Annotated in this window: 20 protein-coding genes, 2 tRNA genes and 3 rRNA genes; 23 read left to right on the top strand and 2 right to left on the bottom strand. The window is 54.1% G+C overall.

The features are described from left to right. The first annotated feature begins 58 nt into the window (after positions 1 to 58). From nadA to WCY31_RS09445, 23 genes are all read left to right on the top strand, one after another. Positions 59 to 1057 (top strand): quinolinate synthase NadA, encoded by a 999-nt coding sequence (gene nadA / locus WCY31_RS09555; protein ID WP_345969565.1) that lies wholly within the window; start codon positions 59 to 61, stop codon positions 1055 to 1057. Positions 1058 to 1083: 26 nt separating this feature from the next. Further along, complete coding sequence (nadC, locus tag WCY31_RS09550) at positions 1084 to 1872, top strand: carboxylating nicotinate-nucleotide diphosphorylase (RefSeq protein WP_428837505.1); 789 nt, start codon at positions 1084 to 1086, stop codon at positions 1870 to 1872. Continuing rightward, positions 1872 to 2801 (top strand): DHH family phosphoesterase, encoded by a 930-nt coding sequence (locus WCY31_RS09545; protein ID WP_345969563.1) that lies wholly within the window; start codon positions 1872 to 1874, stop codon positions 2799 to 2801. Before nadC ends, WCY31_RS09545 begins: the two co-directional genes overlap by 1 nt. After that, positions 2798 to 4168: a M23 family metallopeptidase gene (locus WCY31_RS09540; RefSeq protein ID WP_345969562.1), complete on the top strand. Its 1371-nt coding sequence runs from the start codon at positions 2798 to 2800 to the stop codon at positions 4166 to 4168. The genes WCY31_RS09545 and WCY31_RS09540 overlap by 4 nt, the downstream gene beginning before the upstream one ends. Before the next feature lie 74 nt (positions 4169 to 4242). Next, positions 4243 to 5127, top strand: coding sequence for a UDP-3-O-acyl-N-acetylglucosamine deacetylase (gene lpxC, locus WCY31_RS09535; RefSeq protein WP_345969561.1), 885 nt, complete (start codon positions 4243 to 4245; stop codon positions 5125 to 5127). After that, positions 5120 to 5572 carry a hypothetical protein gene (locus tag WCY31_RS09530; protein WP_345972203.1) on the top strand — a complete coding sequence of 151 codons (453 nt, stop codon included), beginning with the start codon at positions 5120 to 5122 and terminating at the stop codon, positions 5570 to 5572. Before lpxC ends, WCY31_RS09530 begins: the two co-directional genes overlap by 8 nt. A 9-nt stretch (positions 5573 to 5581) precedes the next feature. Then, a complete protein-coding gene (gene thrB, locus WCY31_RS09525; RefSeq protein ID WP_345972202.1) occupies positions 5582 to 6463 on the top strand; it encodes a homoserine kinase in 882 nt (293 codons plus the stop codon). A 29-nt stretch (positions 6464 to 6492) separates the two neighbouring features. Continuing rightward, positions 6493 to 6747: a DUF448 domain-containing protein gene (locus WCY31_RS09520; RefSeq protein ID WP_345969558.1), complete on the top strand. Its 255-nt coding sequence runs from the start codon at positions 6493 to 6495 to the stop codon at positions 6745 to 6747. Continuing rightward, positions 6737 to 9358, top strand: coding sequence for a translation initiation factor IF-2 (gene infB / locus WCY31_RS09515; protein ID WP_345972201.1), 2622 nt, complete (start codon positions 6737 to 6739; stop codon positions 9356 to 9358). The genes WCY31_RS09520 and infB overlap by 11 nt, the downstream gene beginning before the upstream one ends. After that, positions 9355 to 9720 (top strand): 30S ribosome-binding factor RbfA, encoded by a 366-nt coding sequence (gene rbfA, locus WCY31_RS09510; protein WP_345969556.1) that lies wholly within the window; start codon positions 9355 to 9357, stop codon positions 9718 to 9720. Before infB ends, rbfA begins: the two co-directional genes overlap by 4 nt. Continuing rightward, the gene (locus WCY31_RS09505; protein ID WP_345972200.1) at positions 9710 to 10141 is read left to right on the top strand and encodes a ribosome maturation factor RimP; all 432 of its coding nucleotides are present in this window, start codon (positions 9710 to 9712) and stop codon (positions 10139 to 10141) included. The genes rbfA and WCY31_RS09505 overlap by 11 nt, the downstream gene beginning before the upstream one ends. Then, on the top strand, positions 10135 to 11145 hold the full coding sequence (ribD, locus tag WCY31_RS09500) for a bifunctional diaminohydroxyphosphoribosylaminopyrimidine deaminase/5-amino-6-(5-phosphoribosylamino)uracil reductase RibD (protein WP_345972199.1): 1011 nt from the start codon (positions 10135 to 10137) through the stop codon (positions 11143 to 11145). The genes WCY31_RS09505 and ribD overlap by 7 nt, the downstream gene beginning before the upstream one ends. Continuing rightward, positions 11138 to 11848: a bifunctional demethylmenaquinone methyltransferase/2-methoxy-6-polyprenyl-1,4-benzoquinol methylase UbiE gene (gene ubiE, locus WCY31_RS09495; protein ID WP_345969553.1), complete on the top strand. Its 711-nt coding sequence runs from the start codon at positions 11138 to 11140 to the stop codon at positions 11846 to 11848. The genes ribD and ubiE overlap by 8 nt, the downstream gene beginning before the upstream one ends. A 3-nt stretch (positions 11849 to 11851) precedes the next feature. After that, the gene (xseA, locus tag WCY31_RS09490) at positions 11852 to 13117 is read left to right on the top strand and encodes an exodeoxyribonuclease VII large subunit (protein ID WP_345969552.1); all 1266 of its coding nucleotides are present in this window, start codon (positions 11852 to 11854) and stop codon (positions 13115 to 13117) included. A gap of 347 nt (positions 13118 to 13464) precedes the next feature. Beyond that, positions 13465 to 14968, top strand: a 16S ribosomal RNA gene (locus tag WCY31_RS09485). Positions 14969 to 15095: 127 nt separating this feature from the next. Beyond that, positions 15096 to 15172, top strand: a tRNA-Ile gene (locus WCY31_RS09480). 12 nt (positions 15173 to 15184) lie between these two features. After that, positions 15185 to 15260, top strand: a tRNA-Ala gene (locus WCY31_RS09475). Positions 15261 to 15453: 193 nt separating this feature from the next. Next, positions 15454 to 18320, top strand: a 23S ribosomal RNA gene (locus tag WCY31_RS09470). Positions 18321 to 18453: 133 nt separating this feature from the next. Then, a 5S ribosomal RNA gene (rrf, locus tag WCY31_RS09465) occupies positions 18454 to 18569 on the top strand. Together the 16S, 23S and 5S rRNA genes with 2 tRNA genes alongside form the textbook arrangement of a ribosomal RNA operon. 514 nt (positions 18570 to 19083) lie before the next feature. Then, the gene (locus tag WCY31_RS09460; RefSeq protein ID WP_345972198.1) at positions 19084 to 20457 is read left to right on the top strand and encodes an OmpP1/FadL family transporter; all 1374 of its coding nucleotides are present in this window, start codon (positions 19084 to 19086) and stop codon (positions 20455 to 20457) included. 114 nt (positions 20458 to 20571) lie between these two features. Continuing rightward, positions 20572 to 21255 carry a uracil-DNA glycosylase gene (gene ung / locus WCY31_RS09455; RefSeq protein ID WP_345972197.1) on the top strand — a complete coding sequence of 228 codons (684 nt, stop codon included), beginning with the start codon at positions 20572 to 20574 and terminating at the stop codon, positions 21253 to 21255. After that, a complete protein-coding gene (locus tag WCY31_RS09450; RefSeq protein WP_428837504.1) occupies positions 21248 to 22060 on the top strand; it encodes an ABC transporter permease in 813 nt (270 codons plus the stop codon). Before ung ends, WCY31_RS09450 begins: the two co-directional genes overlap by 8 nt. A 3-nt stretch (positions 22061 to 22063) precedes the next feature. Continuing rightward, complete coding sequence (locus WCY31_RS09445) at positions 22064 to 23107, top strand: AI-2E family transporter (RefSeq protein WP_345972194.1); 1044 nt, start codon at positions 22064 to 22066, stop codon at positions 23105 to 23107. Between the two features lie 140 nt (positions 23108 to 23247). Here WCY31_RS09445 and WCY31_RS09440 read toward each other — a convergent pair whose 3' ends face one another. Together WCY31_RS09440 and WCY31_RS09435 are read right to left on the bottom strand one after the other, a co-directional pair. Next, positions 23248 to 23826: an SCO family protein gene (locus tag WCY31_RS09440; protein WP_345972193.1), complete on the bottom strand. Its 579-nt coding sequence runs from the start codon at positions 23824 to 23826 to the stop codon at positions 23248 to 23250. Between the two features lie 2 nt (positions 23827 to 23828). Continuing rightward, positions 23829 to 24302, bottom strand: a complete 474-nt coding sequence (locus WCY31_RS09435; RefSeq protein ID WP_345972192.1) for a hypothetical protein — start codon at positions 24300 to 24302, stop codon at positions 23829 to 23831.

The following is a 24302-nucleotide window of genomic DNA, read 5'->3' as shown; positions in this document are numbered from 1 at the left end:
TATTCCGGGCGGCGCACCGCTGGCGGCGGCCCGATACCAGACAGACAGGGGAGATGATTTGACGGATAACACCGAAGAACTCAAAGCAAAGATCCGTGCGCTCAAGGAGAAGCTGAGCGTGACGGTCGTTGCACACTTCTACCAGCGCGACGAAGTCTTTGACATGGGCGACATCACCGGCGATTCGCTGGAACTGGCCAAGAAGACGATGGCGGACGACAGCGAGTTTGTCGTCTTCTGCGGTGTCGGTTTTATGGGACAGAGCGTTAAGGTGCTCAGCCCCGAAAAACGGGTCGTTATGCCGAAGATCGCCTGTTGTGCCATGGCCCGGATGATCGACAGCCTCTACTTCGACGAATCGGTCAAAAAAATGGAAGAGGCGGGCATCGCCGAAACGAACATTCTGCCGATCACCTATATCAACTCCAACGCAGACGTCAAAGCCAAGGTCGGCAAGATGGGCGGGATGGTCTGTACGAGCTCCAATGCGAAAACGATTATCGAAACGGCGTTGGAAGAGGGCAAGAAGATCCTCTTCGTTCCCGACCGCTGCCTGGGGCAGAACATCGCCAACATGATGGGGCTCAAATCCGCCGTCATCGGGATTGACGACAACCTCTCAGACGCCGACATCATCTGTTACGACGGCTTCTGTTCGGTCCACCAGCTCTTCAGCGTCGACGACATCCGCTTCTACCGCAAGAAGTACCCGGGGATCCTCATCGCCGTCCACCCCGAATGCGACCCCGCGATCGTCGCCGAAGCCGACTTCACGGGCTCGACCTCGCAGCTGATCAAGTATATCGCCGAACTCCCGGAGGATCAGAAAGTCGCCGTCGGCACCGAGTTCAATCTCGTCAACCGCCTGCGTCCCAAGAACACCTACGTCCTCTCGTCGACGAAGCCGGAGTGCCCGACGATGAACGAAACGACCCTCGAAGACCTCTACAATACCCTCAAATCGATCGACGAGGGCGAACCGATCAACGAGATCCATGTGGACGAAGAGACGCGCAAATGGGCCAAGGTCGCCCTTGATCGGATGATGGCGCTGTGAATATCGAACACTTTATCGAAGCGGCGATGGCAGAGGATGTCGGCCGCGGGGACCTCTACGCACGGGTGTCGGAGGCGGTAGAAGCTTCGGCCAAGATCTATGCCAAGAGCGACGGTGTCCTGGCAGGCGTTTTGTACGTTGATGCCCTGGCAAAGATGGAGAGCATCTACGTCAAATGGTTCGTGAAAGAGGGAGAGCGCTTTGCCAAAGGGGATGTCATCGCCCATTTCAGCGGGGATTCGCATACCCTGCTGCGCTGCGAACGCACGATCCTCAATATGATGCTGCATGCTAGTTCGATCGCGACGCTGACCCGCCGGTATGTCGACCTTATCGAACCCTACGGCACCAAATTGCTCGATACGCGTAAAACACGTCCGATGCTCCGCAACTTCGAAAAGTATGCGACGCGCATCGGCGGGGCGGTCAACCACCGCATGGGGCTGGATGACTGCCTGATGCTCAAAGATACCCACCTGCGCACGATCAAGGACCTTGACGTATTCATGGCCGACGCGCGCAAAAGGATTCCCTATACCGCCAAGATCGAGATCGAGGCGGAGACCTTTGAGATGGCGAAGAAGGCGATGGACGTGCGGGCGGACATCGTTATGTGCGACAACATGACCCCCGTGCAGCTGCGCGAAGTGGTCGTCTACAAAAACACGAACTATCCCTACATCAAGCTTGAAGCGAGCGGGAATATCTCCCTAGAGACGATCGAATCGTATGCGGCCACGGGGGTCGACGCGATCAGCACGGGTTCATTGATCCATCAGGCGAACTGGATCGATCTCTCCATGAAAATGGACTGATGCGCGAAGCGATCGAAGCCGCGGAACACATTGCGCTGATTGCCCACGTGCATCCGGATGCGGATTCGCTGGGCAGCGCATGCGCCATGTATGCCCACCTGCTTCGGTTGCAAAAGCGCGTGACGCTTTTTTGTGCAAGCGAAACCATCGATGAACGGTTGTTCTGTTTGCCATGGGCGGATAAGATCACATCGCGCTGGGATGAAACGGCGGACCTGGCCATCGCGTTCGACTGCGGTGATTCGGCGCGACTGGGCATTGTGCCGAAATGTACGCTGATCAATGTCGACCACCACGGCAGTAACGACGGCTTCGGGCATATCAAGCTCATTGACAAGGAAGCGGTCAGTACCACCGCTGTCCTTTTGACATGGTTCAAGACCGAAGCGATCAAAATCAACGCCAAAATGGCGACGGCGCTCTACGCCGGGATTGCCGAAGACTCTCTGGGATTTATGAGCCGCCGGACGGACGCGGCGGTTTTCGAGATGGCCGCAGAACTGGCCGGGGCTCGGGCGGAGATCGCATCGGTGAATCACGCGCTTTTCCTGCGACGTCCGCTCTCGGCACTGCGCCTTAAGGCCTTGATGCTCTCAAGCCTTGCCCTGCGCAGCGATGCACGCATCGCTTTGTTGGAGGTGACCCGGGCGATGATGGAGCAGAGCGGGGCGGACGATACGGTCTGCGACGATGTCTTGCAGGAAGTGCTGGGCCTGCCGACGGTCCGCGTGGCCGTGATGCTTTGCGAGCGTGAAGCGGGTGCGCTCAAAGTGTCGCTGCGTACCGACGACGGGATTGACGTCGGGGTGATCGCGGAGGCCTTCGGCGGCGGAGGGCACCACTTCGCATCTGGATTCACGGCAACGGGGACGGCGCTGAAGCGTCTGTCAGAAAAAATGATCGACATTATTGAAAAGGAGTTGGAATGAGACGACGAAAAAAGGGATATGGCGGCGTGATGTTTTTGAGCATCCTGCTCGCCGCAATCGGAGGTGCGGTCTACCTGTACACCTCGGATGCGTTCGAGCGTGACGTACCGGATATCCGCATCGAAAACAGCGGTTACTGGAACGGCGAAGCCCCGCTCAAGGTCTCCATCGACGACCAGAGCGGCATCGTGGAGTACAAGATCACCCTTATGAGCGGCAGTAACCAGACGATCCTCTCCGAGGCGAAATCGCCTGCACCGGAGAAATCGAAGCAGTTTGAGCTGCAGGTCCCGGCCCGCACGATTGGCAAGCAGACCGATGTCGTTACCCTCGAAGTCGAGGCGCGCGATGCCAGTCGCTGGAACTTCTTTGCCGGGAACCGCGCGGTCAAACGTGTCACCCTGAAGATCGACGCCCGTCGACCGAAAGTGGGCATTATCGCCAACTCCTACAAGATCACGAAGGGCGGTTCGGCCCTCGTGGTGTTTGAAGCCGAGGACGAGAACCTCGAAGAGCTCTACATCGAGACGAGCTTCGGGCGTCGCTTCAAAGCTGTCCCCTTCTATGCGTCCAATTACTATGTCGCGCTGATCGCATGGCCGGTGACCGCCGAGCGTTTCCGGGCCTACGTCATCGCCGATGACGTCGCGGGCAACCGGGCGAAAGCCTACATCCCGCTGCACCTCCAGGAGAAGCAGTACCGCGTTTCGAAGATCAAACTCAGCGACCACTTTCTCAACGGAAAGGTTTCCGATCTCGCGCAGATGTACGGCGCCCCCGCCAATGCCGATATGATTGAGCGTTTCCGCTATGTGAATGAAACCATGCGCGCGCAGAACGAAGAGCTGATCCACAACATTACGGCGAAAGTCGGGGATGCCCAGATCGACCGGTTTGAGCAGCAGCCGTTCTATCCGCTGCGAAACGGACAGGTCGTCGCAAGTTTCGGCGATCATCGTCTTTACTACTACAACGGCGCGAAGGTCAGTGAATCCTACCACCTCGGGCTCGACCTCGCCAGCGTGAAAATGGGCAAGATCAAGATCCAGAACCCCGCGGATATCGTCTTCGCCGACGAGAACGGCATCTACGGTAATATGCCGATCCTGGCGCACGGTCTGGGGCTCTATACCCTTTACGGGCACTGTTCGAATCTGAACGTCACCCAGGGCGAACACGTCGATGCGGGAACGCACATCGCCAATACGGGGATGACGGGTTATGCCATGGGAGACCACCTCCACTTCGGCGTTCTGGTCCAGGGCGTGGAAGTAAGACCGGAAGAGTGGATGGATAAGCAGTGGATCCGTCTCAATGTCAGCGATGTCATCAAAGAGGCAAAAAAGGTGATCGACCGCCGCCGCTAACAGGCGGAGTTATCACAATTTATTCACGTTTTTAGGCTATAATAACGCCAATAACGAGCCTGTAAGGGGGATGCATGAAACAGACGACGATCGCAAAACCGGTGGAACTGGTGGGAATCGGCTTACACAAAGGTTCTCCGGTACGCCTCCGGCTTGAACCCCTGGAGGCGGACAGCGGGATCGTCTTCGTCCGCAAGGACGTCGGCGTCTCCATCCCCCTCAAGCCCGAAAACGTCGTCGACACGCAGATGGCGACGGTAATCGGAAAAGACGGCTACGTCATCTCGACGATCGAGCATCTTCTCTCAGCTATTTACGCTTACGGTATCGACAACCTCCGTATCATCGTCGACGCCGACGAAGTCCCCGTTATGGATGGCTCCAGCGCGAGTTTCTGCCTCCTGCTGGATGAAGCGGAAACGGTTGAACAGGACGCTCCGAAGCGCATTATGCGTATCAAGAAGGAAGTGACAATCAAAGAGGGTGACAAGTACGTCAAACTGATGCCCTCGAACGACTTGCGCTACCACTTCACCATCCGCTTCAAGCATCCGGTCATCTCCGAACAGCATTTTGACCTCGATTTCAGCCGCGAAACCTACAAAGCGGAGATCGCGCGTGCCCGTACCTTCGGTTTCCTGCACGAGGTTCAGTACCTTCGCTCCAAGGGGTTGGCTCTGGGCGGCAGCCTGGAGAACGCCGTCGTCTTGGACGAGAAAAAGGTGCTCAACCCCGAAGGGCTGCGCTACAGCAACGAATTCGTCCGCCACAAAATTCTCGATGCCATCGGAGACATGTCGCTGATCGGTATCAACTTTATCGGGGAGTACGAGGCCTTCGCCGGAAGCCATGACCTCAACCACAAACTGACGCTGGAACTGCTCAAAGACCCCGCGAACTACGAGGTTGTCGAGATCGCAACGGCGGAAGCGAAGGCGATGGCCAAAGCATATGCATGATGCCGTCGTCATTGCGCTGACCACCCCGATCGTCGTTGGGATCTACAAGGACGGGGAACTTGTCGAGCGTTACGAGAGTGCGAAGCAGAGCTCCGATTCCCTCCCGGAACTCTTCGAGACGATTCTGAAAAAGTACACGCTCGGCAATCTCGTCTATGCCAAGGGGCCCGGCAGTTTTATGGCCATCAAGATCGCTTACCTTTACCTCAAAACCCTCAGTATTGTTCTGGGTTCACGCCTGCTTGCGGCCGATGCATTTTACTTCAACGGGAACCGTCCGCTCAAAGCCGTTGGGAAGCTCTATTTCGTTAAAATGGCGGACACAATCAAGACGCAAAAGTTCGAAACGCCGGTTGAGGCGGATTTCAGCCTTCCGTCCCACCTGAATCTAAATGATTTTTCCGACGATGCCCTGCCGTACTACGGGATCGGAGCCGTCGGTTAAGGAGCACGATTGATTATCAGCGTTCCGGCGACCAGCGCCAACCTCGGACCGGGTTTTGACACCCTCGGTCTTTCCGTCGACCTTCGCAATCGGGTCGAATTCAAACCGTCGCGTTTTTTCAGCGTTTCCATCAAGGGCGAAGGGGAAAGCAACCCCCGTCTGAAGGGAAACAACATGTTCGTTAGCATCTTCAACGAGCACTATCAGCGCCTGACGCACAAAAAACAGAATTTCAAATTCCAGTTTTACAACAGCATCCCCCTCTCCCGGGGACTCGGCAGCTCTTCGGCCGTGATCGTCAGTGCCATCGCCACGGCGCATGAAGCGGCGGGAGTACGCGTTTCCAAACGTCGGATCCTGAACCACGCCCTTGTGTATGAGTCGCATCCGGACAATATTACGCCGGCGGTCATGGGCGGCTTCAACGTCGCTACGGTGGAGAAGAACAAGGTCTTTTCGCAAAAAAAGCACCTCCCCGATTACCTGAGGGCGGTCGTGGTCATTCCCGACAAGCCGATTTCGACGGCGAAGTCGCGCACGACGCTACCCAAGTCCTACAGCAAGGAAAACGCCGTCTTCAACGTCTCGCATGCGGCGTTGACGGTGGCGGCGTTCTTCAACGAGGATTGGGAAATGCTCAAGATCGCGACTCAGGACCGTTTTCACCAGAAAGCGCGGATGAAAATGATGCCGGAGCTCTTTACGATCCAGAAGACGGCGTATGAGCAGGGTGCACTGATGAGTACGCTCTCTGGAAGCGGGTCCACATTCTTCTCCCTGTGCTACGACGAAGACGCCGCAGGGCTTGCGGCGAGGCTTGAACAGCGCTTTCCCCAGTTTGCGGTCAAAATTCTCAACCTGGACAACCACGGCCTGACGGTCGAACGCTAAAACGCTCATTCAAGGAAACTTTGGATATAATGCGCCAAAATTATTCGGGCCCCGTTCGCATGTGCGTCAGCTGTCGGAAACGGGAAGCACAGAATCAACTGTTGAGATTGCAATGCGCCGAGCGTTCCCTGCGCCGCTATAGCGGGACGGGACGGAGCTTTTATCTGTGCCCGGAGTGTTTCACTGCAAAACAGACTGCCAAAGCGCTCGCCCGGCAATGCAAAAGCGGGGAGATCGAGCGCCTGCTGAACGAGTTAAAGGAGATCATCACGGATGTCAGATAAAGTTAGAGTAAGCGAGATTGCCAAAGAATTGGGTATCGCATCAAAAGAGGTCGTCGAAAAAGCCCAGGCAATGGGGCTTGGCCACGTAAAAACGGCTTCAAACTCCGTTTCGATGGAAGAGGCGGAGAAGATCGCTAACTTTATCATGAGCGGTACGACGCCAGCGGCGCCGGAACCGAAAGTCCGTGTCGTGAAGAAAGCGGCGAAAACCCAGGAAGAAGCGGCAACGCCTGCTGAAGCCAAAGAAGCGGCAGCGGCCGAAGTCACAGCGGAAAAAGCGGAAACGCCGGCGGCTGCCGAGGCGGAAGCAGAAGCGAAATCGGAAGAAGCTGCCGTTGAGAAGAAACCGAAGCCGGTTTCCGGGGCAGTGGTTCAGCAGACGGAACCGGCCCTGAAGCAGGTGACGCCGATCAAGCGCAGCGGCCTGCGGATCAAAAAGAAAAACCGCCCGTCCGCTCAGGAAACGGCTCAGGTTTCCAAAGAAACGACGAAACTTTCCAGCTACGGGAAGCTCAATGCGGACGTTCTTGAAGAGCTCGCACAGAAGAAAAAAGCCAAGAAAGCCTCCAAAGGTACACCGACACAGCGCAAAACCAGCGGCACCTCTCTGGACATCTTCGGTGGTTCCATGTCGGATGTTTCCATGGACTACGATGACGACGAAGTCGTACTGCTCGACTTGAGCGAAGCAACGCAGGATAAACCGAAACTGCCCGAAGAGCAGCCGAGATCTCGCGATAAGAAACCCGTCGGCCGCGGCGGCGGTCAGAAAAAGCCCGGCGGCAACCGTCCGCGCCAGGTCGCCCGTAAAAAACGCAGGAAGTACACGAAAGAGAAGGGTGTGGAGGAAGTTATTACCCACGTTGAGATCCCGGAAGATATCCGCGTCTACGAGTTCGCCGAGAAGATCAACCACCCGATTTCCGACGTCATCAAAGTACTTTTCAACCTCGGCATGATGGTGACGAAGAACGACTTCCTGGGCAAAGACGAGATCGAGATCCTCGCGGAAGAGTTCGAGGTCGAAGTCACGACGATCGACCCGACCAACGCCTTCAACTACGAAGAGGAGTACGTCGAGGCAGAATCTGAAGAACACCTCGAAGAGCGTCCGCCGGTCATTACGATCATGGGTCACGTCGACCACGGTAAGACCTCTCTGCTCGACGCGATCCGCAATGCCCGCGTCGCCCACGGCGAGGCCGGCGGCATCACCCAGCATATTGGTGCATATACGGTTGAGCAGCGCGATAAAAAGATCACCTTCATCGACACCCCGGGCCACGCCGCCTTCAGCGCGATGCGCGAACGCGGTGCCCAGGCGACCGATATCGTGATCATCGTCGTCGCAGCGGACGACGGCGTCAAGCCGCAAACAATCGAAGCGATCAAGCACGCCAAGGCCTCCAAAGCGCCGATCATCGTCGCGGTTAACAAGATGGACAAAGAGGGCGCGAACCCCGATCTGGTTAAAGGACAGATGGCAGAACATGAGGTCTCTCCGATCGATTGGGGTGGGGACGTCGAATTCGTACCGGTTTCCGCCAAAACAGGCGAAGGGATCGATGATCTGCTTGATAACATTCTGCTGACAGCGGAAGTGATGGAGCTGACGGCCAATCCGGAAGCAGCGGCCAAAGCGGTTGTCGTTGAGAGCTCCGTTGAGAAGGGTCGCGGCCCTGTCGGAACGGTCATTGTCCAGAATGGTACGCTCAGCGTCGGCGACAACGTCGTCTGCGGCAAGGCATTCGGCCGCGTCCGCTCCCTCATTAACGATCAGGGCCAACAGATCAAGGTCCTCGGACCGAGTGAAACCGCAGTGGTTGTCGGCTTGAACGAAGTCCCGGCAGCCGGTGACATCATGATCGCGATGGAAAGCGACAAAGAGGCGCGCGAGTATGCACAGAAACGTGCCGAGTACGAGCGCCAGAAAGAGCTCTCCGCCAGTACGAAGACCTCTCTGGATGAACTGACGGCCCTGATTGCGGAAGGGAAACTGAAATCCCTCAAGGTGATCCTGAAAACCGACGTACACGGTTCGCTTGAAGCGATTCGCACGTCGCTGCTCGCCCTGCGCAACGACGAGGTCAAGGTCGATATCATCTCCTCCGGCGTCGGCGGGATTACCGAAAACGACGTCGAACTGGCGAACAGCTCGGAAAACTCTGTTTTGCTCGGTTTCAACGTCCGTCCGACGGGTGCGGTCAAGGCGCTGGCGAAACAGCGTGGTGTCGATATCCGTACCTATACCATCATTTATCAGCTCCTCGATGATATTACAGGCATGCTGACGGGTATGATGGCACCGAAGTTCAGCGAAGAGCACAGCGGCCAGGCCGATGTCCGCGAAGTCTTCAAGATCCCGAAAGGGATGGTTGCCGGTTGTCTCGTCGTTGACGGCAAGCTTGTCCGCGGCGGCCCGGTCCGTGTTATCCGCGACGGTGTCGTTATCCATGAAGGCGAGCTGACATCGCTCAAGCGCTTCAAAGATGACGTCAAAGAGGTCGGTAACGGCTACGAGTGTGGGGTTGTTCTTAACGGCTATGACGATGTCCAGGTCGGTGACGTCATCGAGACCTTCACCCGTGTGGAGCAGAAAGTAGAGCTGTGACACCCGCAGAGATCAAGCTGAAGCGCACCGACGCGATCCTGCAGGAGCTGATCCCCGAAGCGATTTCGCAACTGGGGGATGCCCGCCTGCATGAACTCGACGTCATCGAAGTCCGCTGTGCCAAGGGGCGCAGCGACGCCAAGGTCTACCTCGATCCCCACGACTACAGCGAAGCCGAGCGCAATGCATTTTTGAAGCAGCTGCGCAAAGCGCGTCCGGTCATCGAAGATTACTGCATGAAAGACCAGGGGTGGTACCGCTGCCCGAAACTGGCATTCATATTTGATGATCAGCTCCAGAAAACACAGCAGATCGAAGCACTTTTCAAACAGATCGAAGGGGAGAAGCACGATGAGTCTTGAGAGCGATATCAAGAACCTGGTCGAATCGATCGACCTGCACCTTTATGATACGTCTGTCGTCACTGAAAACGGCGAGACGATCTACCGCGTCAACGTCATCGGCGAAGGCGGGACGACGATGGACCAGTGCGTCGAAGCGACGAAGCTGATCTCTCCGATGCTCGATGTTACTCCCCCGGTTCAGGGCGAATACCGTCTCGAGGTGAGCTCTCCGGGCGTGGAGCGCAAGCTCAAAACCTTGGAGCATTTCCGTTTTTCCGTCGGCGAAAAGGTAAAGCTGACACTGCAGGATAAAACGAAACTGCGCGGCGAACTCAAAAGCGTAAGCGATGACGGTATGTTGGCCGTCGAAACCGAGGCGGGAACCGAAGCGGTCCCCTTTGACAGCGTTGTCAAGGCCGCAACCTACTTCGAGTGGTAACACAGATGGCCGGGCCTGATCCGATGGCGCTGGCCGTCGAAGCGGCGTGGGCTTTCCAGGGATGTACTTTCCCGAACCCGGCCGTCGGCGCCGCCGTCACCGATGCATCGGGCGGTATCCTTGCTGTCGCCGCGCATGAAAAAGCGGGCGGTCCCCACGCGGAAGTGTTAGCGCTGCAGCATGCCTTTGCACTCCTCACGTCTGACACTGCCATCCTGGCTCTTGTGGATTCCGGCGCGATCCACGACTATCTTCTCGCCCATCACAACGGCTGTTTTGCCTCCTGTGCGATCCATGTTTCTCTTGAACCATGTTCCCATCACGGTAAAACCCCCTCATGCGCCCGTCTTTTGGCAGGCGTGCGAATGGGTCGGGTCGTCTATGCGGCGGCGGATCCGAACGCGGAAGCGGCCGGCGGAGCATCCATTCTCAGTGAAGCGGGTATTCGTGTCGAACACCAACCTTCCAAAGCAGCGGATGATCTGATTTTCCCCTTCGTTCAGTGGCAGACGAAACCCTTTGTGACCTTCAAATGGGCCCAGCGGCTTGACGGAACGATAGACGGCGGGATCATCAGCGGGAGTGAATCGCGGTGTTTTGTACATGCGATGCGCGACGCGGCGGACCTGCTCGTGATCGGAGGCAATACCGTCCGTACCGACCGTCCGACACTGGATGCGAGGATGGTGGAGGGCAAGGCACCGGATATCCTTATTCTCTCCAAGCGGGATGACTTCGATCGGACGATCCCGCTCTTCAACGTTCCCGGCCGGAAGGTGATGATCGCGTCGGATCTTACTGCAATGGACCGGTACCGTAATATTCTTGTCGAGGGCGGTCCGGGAATGTTTGAATCATTGCAGTCGCGGTGCGATATGTATCTCTGTTTTGTTGCGCCCTCAAGCGGTGGTACAATACGCTTTCTGCAAAAGCGAAAACAATTTGAAATCAGGCACCTCTCCCGTTCGGGAAAGGATGTCAAACAATGGATGGTGAATGGATAGACAGGAAAAAATCGTATCGATGTTCGACGAGATTGCGCCGACCTATGACAAGGCGAACCGCGTTATGAGTATGGGAGTCGACCGCAGCTGGCGCCGCAAAGGCTGCGACAAAGCCTTTGGTTTCTATAACAAGCCGGAGCTCGATCTGATCGTCGATGTCGCCTGTGGGACGGGGGATATGATGGATTATTGGCGTCAGCGCGCCGCTGTCAAGAATATCAGCGTCAAAAAGATCCTTGGCGTCGACCCCTCCGAAGGGATGGTCGGTGTTGGCCGGCAGAAGTTCCCCGATTTCGATTTTGCCATCTCCAAGGCGACGGAGCTTCCTGTTGAAGCGAATACGGCGGATATGCTCAGCATCTCCTACGGCATCCGCAACGTCGTCGAGCGTGAAGAAGCGCTGCGGGAGTTTAACCGCGTGCTCAAACCCGGTGGGATGGTCGTCATCCTGGAGTTCATGAAAAATGAGCACCCATCGATCCTGGGAATGATCCGCGACTTCTATATGACAAAAGTTCTGCCGAAAATTGGCGGTTTTATTTCGAAGAACAAAGAGGCGTATGAGTACCTGCCCAACTCCATCGAGGGATTCTTGACGGTGGAAGGGATGCGGGGCGAACTGGAAGCCGCCGGTTTTGAGCCCCTCTTTATCCAGAGTTTCTCCATGGATATCTCCACGCTGATCATCGCCAAAAAGGCGTAACCGGTGCAGGCGGTCTCCGTATCGGCCCTCAACGAACAAATCAAGAACCTTCTCGAGACGACTTTTGTCCAGGTCGCCGTCGAAGGTGAACTCTCCCGAATTACCTATCATAACAGCGGTCACATCTATTTCACCCTCAAAGACAGCGGTTCGGCCGTCAGCGGCGTCATGTTCCGCGGAAACGCGGCCCATTTGCGTTTCCGGCTCGAAGAGGGTCTCAAAGTTGTCGTCCGCGGCGGGATCACGCTCTACAAACCCCGCGGCACGTACCAGATCAATGCCCAGATGATTGAACCTGCGGGGCAGGGGGCATTGGCCCTGGCCTACGAACAGCTGAAAAAACAGCTCTCGGAAGAGGGGCTTTTTGAAAGTGAACGGAAAAAGCCGCTGCCGCGTTACCCGAAAAAAATCGCCCTGATCACTTCCGCGACGGGGGCGGCACTTCAGGATATGAAGCGGGTGGCGGCGCATCGCTGGCCCCTGACGGAACTTTTCGTCTATGACAGCATCGTCCAGGGAGCACAGGCGCCTTTTTCACTGACGGCGGCACTGAAAGCGGCTGATGAGGCGGGATATGACGTCATCGTGCTGAGCCGGGGCGGGGGAAGCCTTGAAGACCTGTGGGGTTTCAACGACGAAGCGTTGGCAAGGGCGGTTGCAGCAGCAGCAACCCCGGTCGTCTCCGCCGTCGGACACGAGATCGACTGGGTGATCACGGACTTCGTCGCCGACCTGCGGGCACCGACCCCTTCCGCCGCAATGCAGATGATCCTGCCGGATCAGTATGAAATGATGATGAATCTCGATGCGCTCCAGGAACAACTGGACCGCCGCGCCAGCGAAAAACTGCAGGCGGACATGCAGACGGTGGCCCATCTGTATGAACGATACCGCCAGCATTCGGTCGAACAGAAGATCAAAGAGCAGGGCGAACTGCTGCTGCAGCTGCAACAGCGCTTCGATCAAAGCATTGCTTACCGGCTGCAGCAGGCGGCATCAATGCTGGAACCGATGTATACCCGCTTGGACCAGGGCGAAGTGCTCCTGCTGAATCAGAAGCAGTCGCTGCTGAATGCGTTGCAGCGAAACATTGAATCCCAGGATCCGAAGCTCAAGGATAAAAAGGGATTTGCCCAGGTTGTCAAAGAGGGGCGCCCCGTTTCCCTTTATAATGTAAGAGAAGGGGATGAAATCAGTTTGATGGACAGCCGCTTTACGGCGGTCGCTGAGGTCAAATCTGTCCACGAAAACAGCGCAAATAACAAGTAACAAATTTACATAAATTAGCAAATTCAAAGAAATTTCGCGAAATTCGAAAATTTGCGCAGAAACCTCTTGACATTGCTTTAGGAATCCCCTATAATTCCCGTCCACAAACGATGAGAGGCATCGAAAGAAGCCGATCTAGCGGTACTTCGGGTTGAAGATCGCGAGAGTTTGAGATCATTGAAAACTAAGCAAGTGGGATGGACAGACAAGGTCTGGAAGTCTTACTTAGATAAGACACAATACATAACCGTCTATAACTTTGGAGACAAAGTATAGACACTATACAGCCAATGATTTTATATCTTGGGCTGGATCAGTAATCGCTTCATTTATGGAGCGTCTTTTCAATTATGGAGAGTTTGATCCTGGCTCAGAGTGAACGCTGGCGGCGTGCTTAACACATGCAAGTCGAACGGTAACAGGGAGAAGCTTGCTTCTTTGCTGACGAGTGGCGCACGGGTGAGTAATGTATAGGTTACGTGCCCCTCAGTCTGGGATAGCCACTGGAAACGGTGATTAATACCGGATACTCCTGTTCGCAGGGAAAGGTTTTTCGCTGAGGGATCGGCCTATATTGTATCAGCTAGTTGGTGAGGTAAGAGCTCACCAAGGCGATGACACATAGCGGGTTTGAGAGGATGATCCGCCACACTGGTACTGAGACACGGACCAGACTCCTACGGGAGGCAGCAGTGAGGAATATTGCACAATGGGGGAAACCCTGATGCAGCAACGCCGCGTGGAGGATGACGCATTTCGGTGTGTAAACTCCTTTTATTAGGGAAGAAAATGACGGTACCTAATGAATAAGCTCCGGCTAACTCCGTGCCAGCAGCCGCGGTAATACGGAGGGAGCAAGCGTTACTCGGAATCACTGGGCGTAAAGGACGCGTAGGCGGGTTTTTAAGTCAGGTGTGAAATCCAATGGCTCAACCATTGAACTGCACTTGAAACTGGGAACCTAGAGTATGGAAGGGGCAGATGGAATTAGTGGTGTAGGGGTAAAATCCGTAGATATCACTAGGAATACCGAAAGCGAAGGCGATCTGCTGGGACATAACTGACGCTGAGGCGTGAAAGCGTGGGGAGCAAACAGGATTAGATACCCTGGTAGTCCACGCCCTAAACGATGAATGCTAGTCGTCGGGGCTCTTGTAGTTTCGGTGATGCACTTAACAGATTAAGCATTCCGCCTGGGGAGTACGGTCGCAAGATTAAAACTCAAAGGAATAGACGGGGACCCGCACAAGTGGTGGAGCATGTGGTTTAATTCGAAGATACACGAAGAACCTTACCTGGCCTTGACATTGATAGAATACTGTAGAGATACGGTAGTGCCAGTTTACTGGAGCTTGAAAACAGGTGCTGCACGGCTGTCGTCAGCTCGTGTCGTGAGATGTTGGGTTAAGTCCCGCAACGAGCGCAACCCTCGTCCTTAGTTGCCAGCAGTTCGGCTGGGCACTCTAAGGAGACTGCCTTCGCAAGGAGGAGGAAGGTGAGGACGACGTCAAGTCATCATGGCCCTTACGGCCAGGGCTACACACGTGCTACAATGGGACGTACAGAGAGTTGCGATACCGCGAGGTGGAGCCAATCTCATAAAGCGTCTCTCAGTTCGGATTGTACTCTGCAACTCGAGTGCATGAAGCTGGAATCACTAGTAATCGTAGATCAGCTAAGCTACGGTGAATACGTTCCCGGGTCTTGTACTCACCGCCCGTCACACCATGGGAGTTGATTTCACCCGAAATCGGGATGCCAAACTGGCTACCGCTTACGGTGGAATCAGCGACTGGGGTGAAGTCGTAACAAGGTAACCGTAGGAGAACCTGCGGTTGGATCACCTCCTTTCTAGAGTAACCGGGCCTCATTCGTTTGAGGGCCCGAAGAGAAAATCTCACATTTCAGATTGTGTCTGTCCGCTTACTTGCTTAGTTTTCAGTGATCTGTGTTCTATTGAATTAGAAATGCCGAGAAGGGGCCTATAGCTCAGCTGGTTAGAGTGCACCCCTGATAAGGGTGAGGTCGGAGGTTCAAGTCCTCCTAGGCCCACCAGGATCACTATGTGGGGAATTAGCTCAGCTGGGAGAGCGCCTGCTTTGCACGCAGGAGGTCAGCGGTTCGATCCCGCTATTCTCCACCACGGACGAAGCCTAATACGAGTACTTGATGAAGTATTCATATTAGACTTCTTAGTGTCTAAGAGTCTAAATCGTTCATTGAATTATCATTGTTAAAGTCAACAAATATTTATGAAGTAAAATTCATGAGTATTGCAACTACAATTAAATATTACAGTCTTATTCATATTGAGTAAGGCAGTAAGCGCTAATTAGAATAAAGATATTAAGAGCTATAGGTGGATGCCTAGGCTGGTAGAGGCGATGAAGGACGTACTAGGCTGCGATAAGCCTCGGGGAGCTGCCAAGAAGCTTTGATCCGGGGATTTCCGAATGGGGCAACCCGGCACGGTGCGAATCGTGTCACCCTTCGGGGGGCGAACCAAGGGAAGTGAAACATCTCAGTACCTTGAGGAAAAGAAATCAACCGAGATTCCCAGAGTAGCGGCGAGCGAAATGGGACTAGCCCTAAAGCGTGTAGTGTGTTAGCAGAATCCTTTGGAAAGAGGAGCCATAGAAGGTGATAGCCCTGTAAGCGAAAACTATCTACATGTTATTCGAGTAGGTCGGGACACGTGTTATCTTGACTGAACATGGGGGGACCACCCTCCAAGGCTAAATACTACTACCAGACCGATAGCGAACCAGTACCGTGAGGGAAAGGTGAAAAGAACCGTGGTGAACGGAGTGAAATAGAACCTGAAACCTATAGCTTACAATCATTCGGAGCCCCATTCTTTATGAGGGGTGACGGACTGCCTTTTGCATAATGAGCCTGCGAGTTGTGGTATCTGGCAAGGTTAAGCGAACGCGAAGCCGTAGCGAAAGCGAGTCTTAATAGGGCGATTAGTCAGATGCTGCAGACCCGAAACTGAGTGATCTATCCATGAGCAGGTTGAAGCCGGTGTAAGAGCCGGTGGAGGACCGAACCGATAGGCGTTGAAAAGCCTCCGGATGACTTGTGGATAGGGGTGAAAGGCCAATCAAACTCAGTGATAGCTGGTTCTCTCCGAAATATATTTAGGTATAGCCTCGAGTTATTAGCATACAGGGGTAGAGCACTGACAGGGCTAGGGCTGCTCACCGCGGTACCAAACCCTATCAAACTCCGAATACTGTATGCCTAACCTCGGGAGTCAGGCGGTGGGTGATAAAATCAATCGTCGAGAGGGGAACAACCCAGACTAGCAGCTAAGGTCCCTAAGTTACATCTAAGTGGAAAAGGATGTGGAGTTGCTGAAACAACCAGGAGGTTGGCTTAGAAGCAGCCATCCTTTAAAGAAAGCGTAACAGCTCACTGGTCTAGCGATTCTGCGCCGAAAATATAACGGGGCTAAGATGTACACCGAAGCTCTAGACTTAGTTTTACTAAGTGGTAGGAGAGCGTTCCATTCAGCGTTGAAGGTATACCGGCAAGGAGTGCTGGAGCGGATGGAAGTGAGCATGCAGGCATGAGTAGCGATAAAAGCAGTGAGAATCTGCTTCGCCGTAAACCCAAGGTTTCCTACGCGATGCTCGTCATCGTAGGGTTAGTCGGGACCTAAGTCGAGTCCGAAAGGGGTAGACGATGGCAAATCGGTTAATATTCCGATACCGACTGTAGAGCGTGATGGAAGGACGCATAGGGCTAAACGAGGTCACTGATGGAATAGTGGCTCGAAGGATGTAGGTTGTGAAGTAGGCAAATCCGCTTCACACTAGACCGAGATCTGACAGGCTGTCGACGCTCTTCGGAGCAGAAACAGAATCGTTGATGCCGTCGTGCCGAGAAAAGTTTCTAAGCATATCTACAGTCGCCCGTACCGTAAACCGACACAGGTGGGTGAGATGAGTATTCTAAGGCGCGTGGAAGAACCCTGGTTAAGGAACTCTGCAAACTAGCACCGTAACTTCGGAATAAGGTGTGCCCGTTGTATGTGAAACCCCTGCGGGTGGAGCAGAAGCGGGTCGCAGCAAAGAGTCCCTCCCGACTGTTTACCAAAAACACAGCACTCTGCCAACACGTAAGTGGATGTATAGGGTGTGACGCCTGCCCGGTGCTCGAATGTTAAAAGGATCCGTTAGCTTTGCGAAGCGGTGAATTGAAGCACGAGTAAACGGCGGCCGTAACTATAACGGTCCTAAGGTAGCGAAATTCCTTGTCGGTTAAATACCGACCTGCATGAATGGCGTAACGAGATGGGAGCTGTCTCAACCAGGGATCCAGTGAAATTGTAGTGGAGGTGAAAATTCCTCCTACCCGCGGAAAGACGGAAAGACCCCGTGCACCTTTACTATAGCTTGACACTGCTATTGGGATATTCATGTGCAGGATAGGTGGGAGCCGTTGATTATATGACGCCAGTTGTATATGAGGCACCCTTGAGATACCACCCTTGAATATTCTGATAGCTAACTGCGCAGAGTTATCCTCTGTCAGGACAATGTCTGGTGGGTAGTTTGACTGGGGCGGTCGCCTCCTAAAAAGTAACGGAGGCTTACAAAGGTTGGCTCAGATGGGTTGGAAATCCATCGCAGAGTATAATGGCATAAGCCAGCCTGACTGTGAGACGTACATGTCGAGCAGAGTCGAAAGACGGTCATAGTGATCCGGTGGTTCTGTGTGGAAGGGCCATCGCTCAAAGGATAAAAGGTACGCCGGGGATAACAGGCTGATCTCCCCCAAGAGCTCACATCGACGGGGAGGTTTGGCACCTCGATGTCGGCTCATCGCATCCTGGGGCTGGAGCAGGTCCCAAGGGTATGGCTGTTCGCCATTTAAAGCGGTACGCGAGCTGGGTTCAGAACGTCGTGAGACAGTTCGGTCCCTATCTTCCGTGGGCGTAGGAGAGTTGAGGAGAGCTGACCCTAGTACGAGAGGACCGGGTTGGACGAACCACTGGTGCACCGGTTGTCCTGCCAAGGGCACCGCCGGGTAGCTACGTTCGGATGTGATAACCGCTGAAAGCATCTAAGCGGGAAGCCAACTCCAAGATGAACTCTCCCTGAAGGACGCATGAAGACTACATGCTTGATAGGCTGGGTGTGTACGCAGAGCAATCTGTTTAGCTGACCAGTACTAATAGTCCGTTCGTCTTTTTTCCCTAAAATTAGTGTCTTACTGCCTTACTGAATATGAGAGGCTGTAATCAAAGTAGTTGCACCCGTTGACTTTAACAATCTTAATACCGACACAGTCGGATCTAAGCGCTCTCCGGAGCCTTTAGATCCGATTGTCCAGGTGGCTATAGAGAGAGGGAAACGCCCGGCCCCATTCCGAACCCGGAAGCTAAGCCTCTCATCGCTGATAATACTGACCCTTTCAGGGTTGGGAACGTAGGTCGCCGCCTGGTTCTCGGATTTACCTCCTTTACAACATCAATCACAATCACTAAAACCCTTTTTTTTTCTAACCTTTAACTCAACACTGACTTTATTGTCTTCATCGTCAAAACGTATTTCAATAGTTGTGATCACTTTGGATGATTAAATGCCTAGTACCCGTGCCTTTGCTTGTGTTCTAAAATGTCATCAGGAGAAGTAGACTTGCTCGTATAAAATTGTATAGCAGTCTATAAATGTTTCATAAAGTAACATTCTCACATTTATGTCAAATATTTGACACATTTCTATCAAAATGTAATATCTGTATAAAAAATAACAGAAAATGAATAAAAATGCCTAGTATCATAACTACAGTATATAAAAATATTTTATTTCTTTCAATTTCCTCTTTTTGCTTAAAATTATTATTAATACTCCTTAAATAGGGATGTTCGGCTTTAGATTCGGTTTATTTTCCAGGGCATATAATGATCGAAATCGGAAGCGAATGCTTTCATTTGATTTTTATTCGTAGGAGAATAGATGACACGTACAATCAAACTGGCAATGGCTGCCGCAATGGCTCTGACAGCAACTTCGGCGTTTGCAACGAACGGCGACAACCTGATGGGTCTTGGTGCGAAAGCACGCGGTATGGGTGGCGTAGGCATTGCCACTGCGTTCGGTGCTGAAAGCGGTCTGGCGAACCCCGCGCTTCTTTCTGCTGTTAAAAGCAATGAGATCTCTTTCGGCGGTACGCTTTTCATGCCGAAGGTTGACTTTGAATCCAATGCATTCGCAGAAGCATATTCAGCAGCAACAGCTACTCCTGTTATGCCGGTCAGCTCTGATACTAGTAAAGCTGATATGAGTATGATCCCTGAGGTTGCACTTGCATCCCGTATCAATGAAAACGTCGTCGTCGGTATCGGCATGTTCGGTGTCGCCGGTATGGGTACAGACTACCGTGATACGCTTGACGGTAATACAGGTGTCAGCAGCAACGGATCTTTCGGTATGCGTACAAACCTGCAACTGATGCGTTTCGCCGTTCCGGTCTCTTACAGCAATTCCGGTTTCAGTGTCGGTGTGGCTCCGATGCTTCAATACGGATCACTGAACATTGCATACGCAATGCCGTTGGCTACAGGTGGTATTGACCCGCAGGGTTCCGGTGTTTCCGAAGATTTCGGTTTCGGCTATGAAATCGGTGTCGCTTACGATGCAGGTGCAGTCGGTATTACCGGTCTGACTTTCGGTGCTAAATACCAGTCTGCTATCGATATGACATATGACCATACGCTTGAAGTAACATCTCAAGCCTTTGGACTGACCGGTATTGATGATCACCTTGAACAACCGGCAGAGATCGGTGTCGGTATCAGCTATGATATCCTCGGAAGCGGCAACACGATCGCATTCGATTACAAGCAGATCCGCTGGGCGGATGCGAAGGGGTATAAGGATTTCGAGTGGGATAACCAGAATGTTTTCTCCGTTGGTTACGAATACACGCGCAACAACTGGGCTGTCCGCCTAGGATACAACTTTGCCGAGAATCCGATCCAGGAGCAGGCCGGTGCAAGTATGATGGCACCGGGCGAGTATGACGGCGCCGTCAAAAACTTCTTTAACCTTGCGGGCTTCCCGGCAGTCGTTGAGTCTCATGTTACGGCGGGTGGTACATACAGCTTCACCAAAATGCTTTCTGTCGACGCGGCCTTCGTTTATGCTCCCGAAGTCAGCTTCTCCTATGACACAAGTGCAATGGGACAGGGACTGGCATACAACATGGTACTCCAAAACGGCGGTACGCCGACAGATGCTGCTAACGCAGCCGGTGCAACTGCGAACTCTTCAGCGGACGTCAAACACTCCCAGACAGGTGTTACGGTACAGCTGAACTATGCGTTCTAAGCGCACCGTGCACTAACAACTTCATTCCTCCGCCTTCGGGCGGACTCCTTCCGTTTTACGCATCCCAAACACATTCTTTTGTATACTACGTCGACTCTATATACGGACGGTGCCATGCAGATTGACCCCAAGATCGACCCCTCGTGGAAGCGTGTGCTTTCCTCGGAATTCGAGCAGCCCTATTTTCAGGAGTTGAAGCGATTTCTTCTCGGTGAAAAAGCTGCTTTTATCATCTATCCCAAAGGTGCCGACATTTTCGCTGCATACAATCTGACACCCTATGAGAAGGTCAAAGTCGTGATACTCGGTCAGGACCCCTACCATGGCCCGAATCAGGCGCACGGGCTGGCATTTTCCGTCCAGCGGGGGATTGCACATCCGCCCTCCCTTCAGAATATCTTCAAGGAGTTAAGAGAGGACATCGGCTGTGCGGTCCCGCAGCATGGGACGCTGGAGGCGTGGGCGCAGCAGGGGGTCTTTCTGCTCAATACGGTCCTGACGGTCCGTGAAGGTCAGGCGCATTCGCATAAGGAACAGGGGTGGGAGCGTTTTACCGATGCAACCATCAAAGCACTCAGCGACGGCCGGGAGAAGCTCGTCTTTATTCTCTGGGGGCGGCCGGCCCAGATGAAAGCGTCGCTCATCGACGCCTCCCGCCACCATATCATCACCTCCCCGCACCCCTCTCCGCTCTCCGCCTACCGCGGTTTTTTCGGTTCGAAACCCTTTTCGTGGACCAATGCCTACCTGCAAAGCGCGGGGATCGCTCCGATCGACTGGTGCCTGAATGATGCATGATCTTCCGCGCAAAACACTCTTCTTGCTGGCAGTGATCGTCCTGGTGACTTTTGCAGGCGGTTTCTTCTATTCGGCTGACCCCTATATGTTGAACAGCGACGCGATCCTCGCTGCACCCTCATTTGCCCATCCGTTCGGTACCGACCGCCTCGGGCGGGACCTTCTCGCGCGCATTATCGAGGGGGGGAAGATCTCGCTTGTTATTGGGGTCGGAAGTGCCTTGATAGGGACGTTTCTCGGGTTTATACTCGGTGCGATCGCCGGGTATGCTAGGGGAGTCGTCGACAAAGGGTTTGTCATTGTCGTGGATCTCTTTCTGACCTTCCCGACCTTTTTCCTGCTGCTGGCCTTGGTGAGCTATGTCAACGCCTCGGCGCTGGTATTGATCCTTATCATCTCAGTGACGGGCTGGATGACGACGGCGCGGCTGGTGCGTTCGGAAAGTTTCGCCGTGACGTCTCAGCCCTTTATCAAAATCCTCAATATTGCCGGGGTGTCTCGGGCGAAAATCCTACTCAAATACTATGCCCCTCTGCTCGCCCCGATTTTCTTTGTCAGCTTTACCTTCGGCGTCGGCGGTGCCATTCTTTCCGAATCGGGTCTGAGCTTCCTGGGACTTGGGATCGTCGCACCTCAGATGAGCTGGGGGACGATCCTGAGCAACGGGAAGGAAGTGATAGACATCGCATGGTGGGTCAGTTTCTTCCCGGGACTGATGATCTTTCTCGTAACGCTCAGTCTGATGAATCTTGCCAACTATCTGCAGCAGCGCACCAATAAGAAAAAAATCCAGGCAGGAGCGTAGGCTATGGAGCAGACAAACCGTTTCGGGAACGTTTTTATTATCCTCGCCGCCGTTGTCATTGTCTTTGCCGGTGTTAAAGCGGCATCTGCGATCATTATTCCTTTTTTGCTGTCGCTTTTCCTTGCGATCATCCTGATGCCGCTGCTGCACTTTCTGATGGATCGAAAAATCCCGATGGCGCTGGCCATGCTGATGCTCATCGGTCTGCTCCTGCTCTTCTTTGTGCTTTTCGGCGTGATCGTCGGCCATGCCACGAATGACTTCATCGGCAATCTCCCCGGTTATGAAGCCGATCTGAGAAACCGCCTCGGCGGGGTGGCGGCATGGTTGACCGGGCAGGGGATAACCCTGCCGGAAAAGAACCTGCAGACGCTGCTCGATCCCAGCGCGGTGTTTGCCTATATGACCGGGGCCCTCAAGGGGTTCGGATCGATCCTGACAAACGGGTTTGTGATTCTACTGACGACGGTATTCATGCTACTGGAGGGGGTGGCCTACCGTAACAAGATCGCCTATATCTACCGCCGGAACCACTCTGAGGGCCAGAAGCATCTCAACGAAATCCTGGCGAAGATCAACCACTATATGGCGCTCAAAGCGCTGATCAGCGCCGGTACGGGTGTGCTCGTCTATCTGCTGCTGCTCATCTTCGGCCTGGATTACCCTGTACTGTGGGGTGTCGTAGCTTTCTTGCTGAACTTTATTCCCAATATCGGATCGATTATGGCCGCCGTACCCGCTGTTTTGCTGGCACTCATCCAGCTTGACCCGGCTTCGGCGTTCTGGATTGCGGCCGGGTATGTCGCCATCAACGTGCTGGTGGGTTCAATCATCGAACCGAAGGTGATGGGCAGAGGGCTCGACCTTTCGACTTTGGTCGTCTTTTTGTCGTTGATCTTCTGGGGATGGCTGCTGGGGCCCGTCGGTATGCTGCTCTCGATCCCTTTGACAATCATGGTGAAGATCGTTTTTGATTCGGAAGAGTCGACCCGCTGGATCGCCGTGCTGCTCGGCACGGGTGGTAACGGCCAGACGGAAGAGGCGTAACGTCAGCGCTTCATACGGGGATAAATTGCATGGTGTGCGCCCTGAAAGAAGTCCCCGTGGGGGATTAGCGTAGGCATCCGGGCTTTCGAGGAAACATCGCTGTGCGAGCGGTACCCTTGTTTTGCCCGGGTGCCGTATAGTTAGTGGGAGATGCCGAGCGCTTTTTCCATATGCGTCAATGTTTCGCGGGGGTCGATGCTGTGGTTCAGGCGTGAGCTGAAGTTGCCCTGTTTGTCAAAAAAGTAGACGTAGGAGGTGTGGCCGACGGTGTAGCCCATCGCCTTGCTGCCCCCCTCGAGAATCGTGTATTCCGTCCCGTCAAAGCGTGAGACGACCTCGTCGATCTCCTCCTTCGTCCCGGTCACGCCGATGTAGGTGGGGTAGAAGTATTCGACATACTCCTTGAGGCTCTTCGGCGTATCGCGGTTGGTGTCCACGCTGACAAAGATCACCTGCATCTCTTCAGCCGCTTCGGGCGGAAGAAGTTTCATCGCCCCCGTGAGATTGGAGAAGGTCGTCGGGCAGATGTCGGGGCAGTAGGTGTAGCCGAAATAGACGGCGACGGCCTTTTTGCCCCGGAAATCGCTGAGGCTGACCGGACCGTCGGCACTCTCAAGCGTAAAGGCGTAGTGAGAGCGTTCCACGGCGGGAATCACAAAGAAATAGGCCACGGCGGCCAGCAAAATCGGGAAAAGAATCAGGATCAGACGTTGGACCATGGTTACTCCGTCGAAAAGGTAAAATAGGCACCGATGCGCTTTGTCGGTTCTTCGGCAATGATGTTAGCGCGCCAATCCATCCGCCCGGTGCAGGTGGGGATCATTCCTTCGCCGCTGTAATTGCCATCGTTCGTGCGCGTCAGAGTATAGCTGTATCGGCCCATGTTCATGTTCAGACCGTAGATTTCCACCTTGAGTGTCTTGTAGGCATGGGGGGTCGAAAGGTGCAGCTGTATCTTCTGCATGACCGGGATGGGACGCGGTGTTATGGCGAAGGTCACGGGCGTGCCGTCGCCCATTGTCGCGGTACAGGCACCTGTTTGAAGGTCGCACTCTTTCGCCGTCGTGCCGAACTGCACGTCGCCGCTAAGCCATTTGTAGATGACGTCGGCATCGTAGGCGAGATAGGCAAAAACGAGCAGCAGGGCGATGCCGAGCTGGATGCCGAGGATCTTAAAAAGTTTTTTGAAACTCAC

The sequence above is a fragment of the Sulfurimonas sp. HSL3-1 genome, assembly GCF_039645995.1.
Classification (GTDB): Bacteria; Campylobacterota; Campylobacteria; order Campylobacterales; family Sulfurimonadaceae; genus Thiomicrolovo; species Thiomicrolovo diazotrophicus.
Note: the sequence above shows the minus strand (reverse complement) of the source record. Positions and strands in the feature narration are given on the sequence as shown.

Coding starts and splice junctions, on each gene's coding strand:
- WCY31_RS09530 (WP_345972203.1), top strand. CDS start 5,120: ATGCATGATGCCGTCGTCATTGCGCTGACCACCCCGATCGTCGTTGGG.
- WCY31_RS09460 (WP_345972198.1), top strand. CDS start 19,084: ATGACACGTACAATCAAACTGGCAATGGCTGCCGCAATGGCTCTGACA.
- WCY31_RS09545 (WP_345969563.1), top strand. CDS start 1,872: ATGCGCGAAGCGATCGAAGCCGCGGAACACATTGCGCTGATTGCCCAC.
- ubiE (WP_345969553.1), top strand. CDS start 11,138: ATGGATAGACAGGAAAAAATCGTATCGATGTTCGACGAGATTGCGCCG.
- WCY31_RS09540 (WP_345969562.1), top strand. CDS start 2,798: ATGAGACGACGAAAAAAGGGATATGGCGGCGTGATGTTTTTGAGCATC.
- infB (WP_345972201.1), top strand. CDS start 6,737: ATGTCAGATAAAGTTAGAGTAAGCGAGATTGCCAAAGAATTGGGTATC.
- WCY31_RS09445 (WP_345972194.1), top strand. CDS start 22,064: ATGGAGCAGACAAACCGTTTCGGGAACGTTTTTATTATCCTCGCCGCC.
- WCY31_RS09505 (WP_345972200.1), top strand. CDS start 9,710: ATGAGTCTTGAGAGCGATATCAAGAACCTGGTCGAATCGATCGACCTG.
- nadC (WP_428837505.1), top strand. CDS start 1,084: ATGGCAGAGGATGTCGGCCGCGGGGACCTCTACGCACGGGTGTCGGAG.
- WCY31_RS09440 (WP_345972193.1), bottom strand. CDS start 23,826: ATGGTCCAACGTCTGATCCTGATTCTTTTCCCGATTTTGCTGGCCGCC.
- lpxC (WP_345969561.1), top strand. CDS start 4,243: ATGAAACAGACGACGATCGCAAAACCGGTGGAACTGGTGGGAATCGGC.
- WCY31_RS09520 (WP_345969558.1), top strand. CDS start 6,493: ATGCGCCAAAATTATTCGGGCCCCGTTCGCATGTGCGTCAGCTGTCGG.
- WCY31_RS09450 (WP_428837504.1), top strand. CDS start 21,248: ATGCATGATCTTCCGCGCAAAACACTCTTCTTGCTGGCAGTGATCGTC.
- ung (WP_345972197.1), top strand. CDS start 20,572: ATGCAGATTGACCCCAAGATCGACCCCTCGTGGAAGCGTGTGCTTTCC.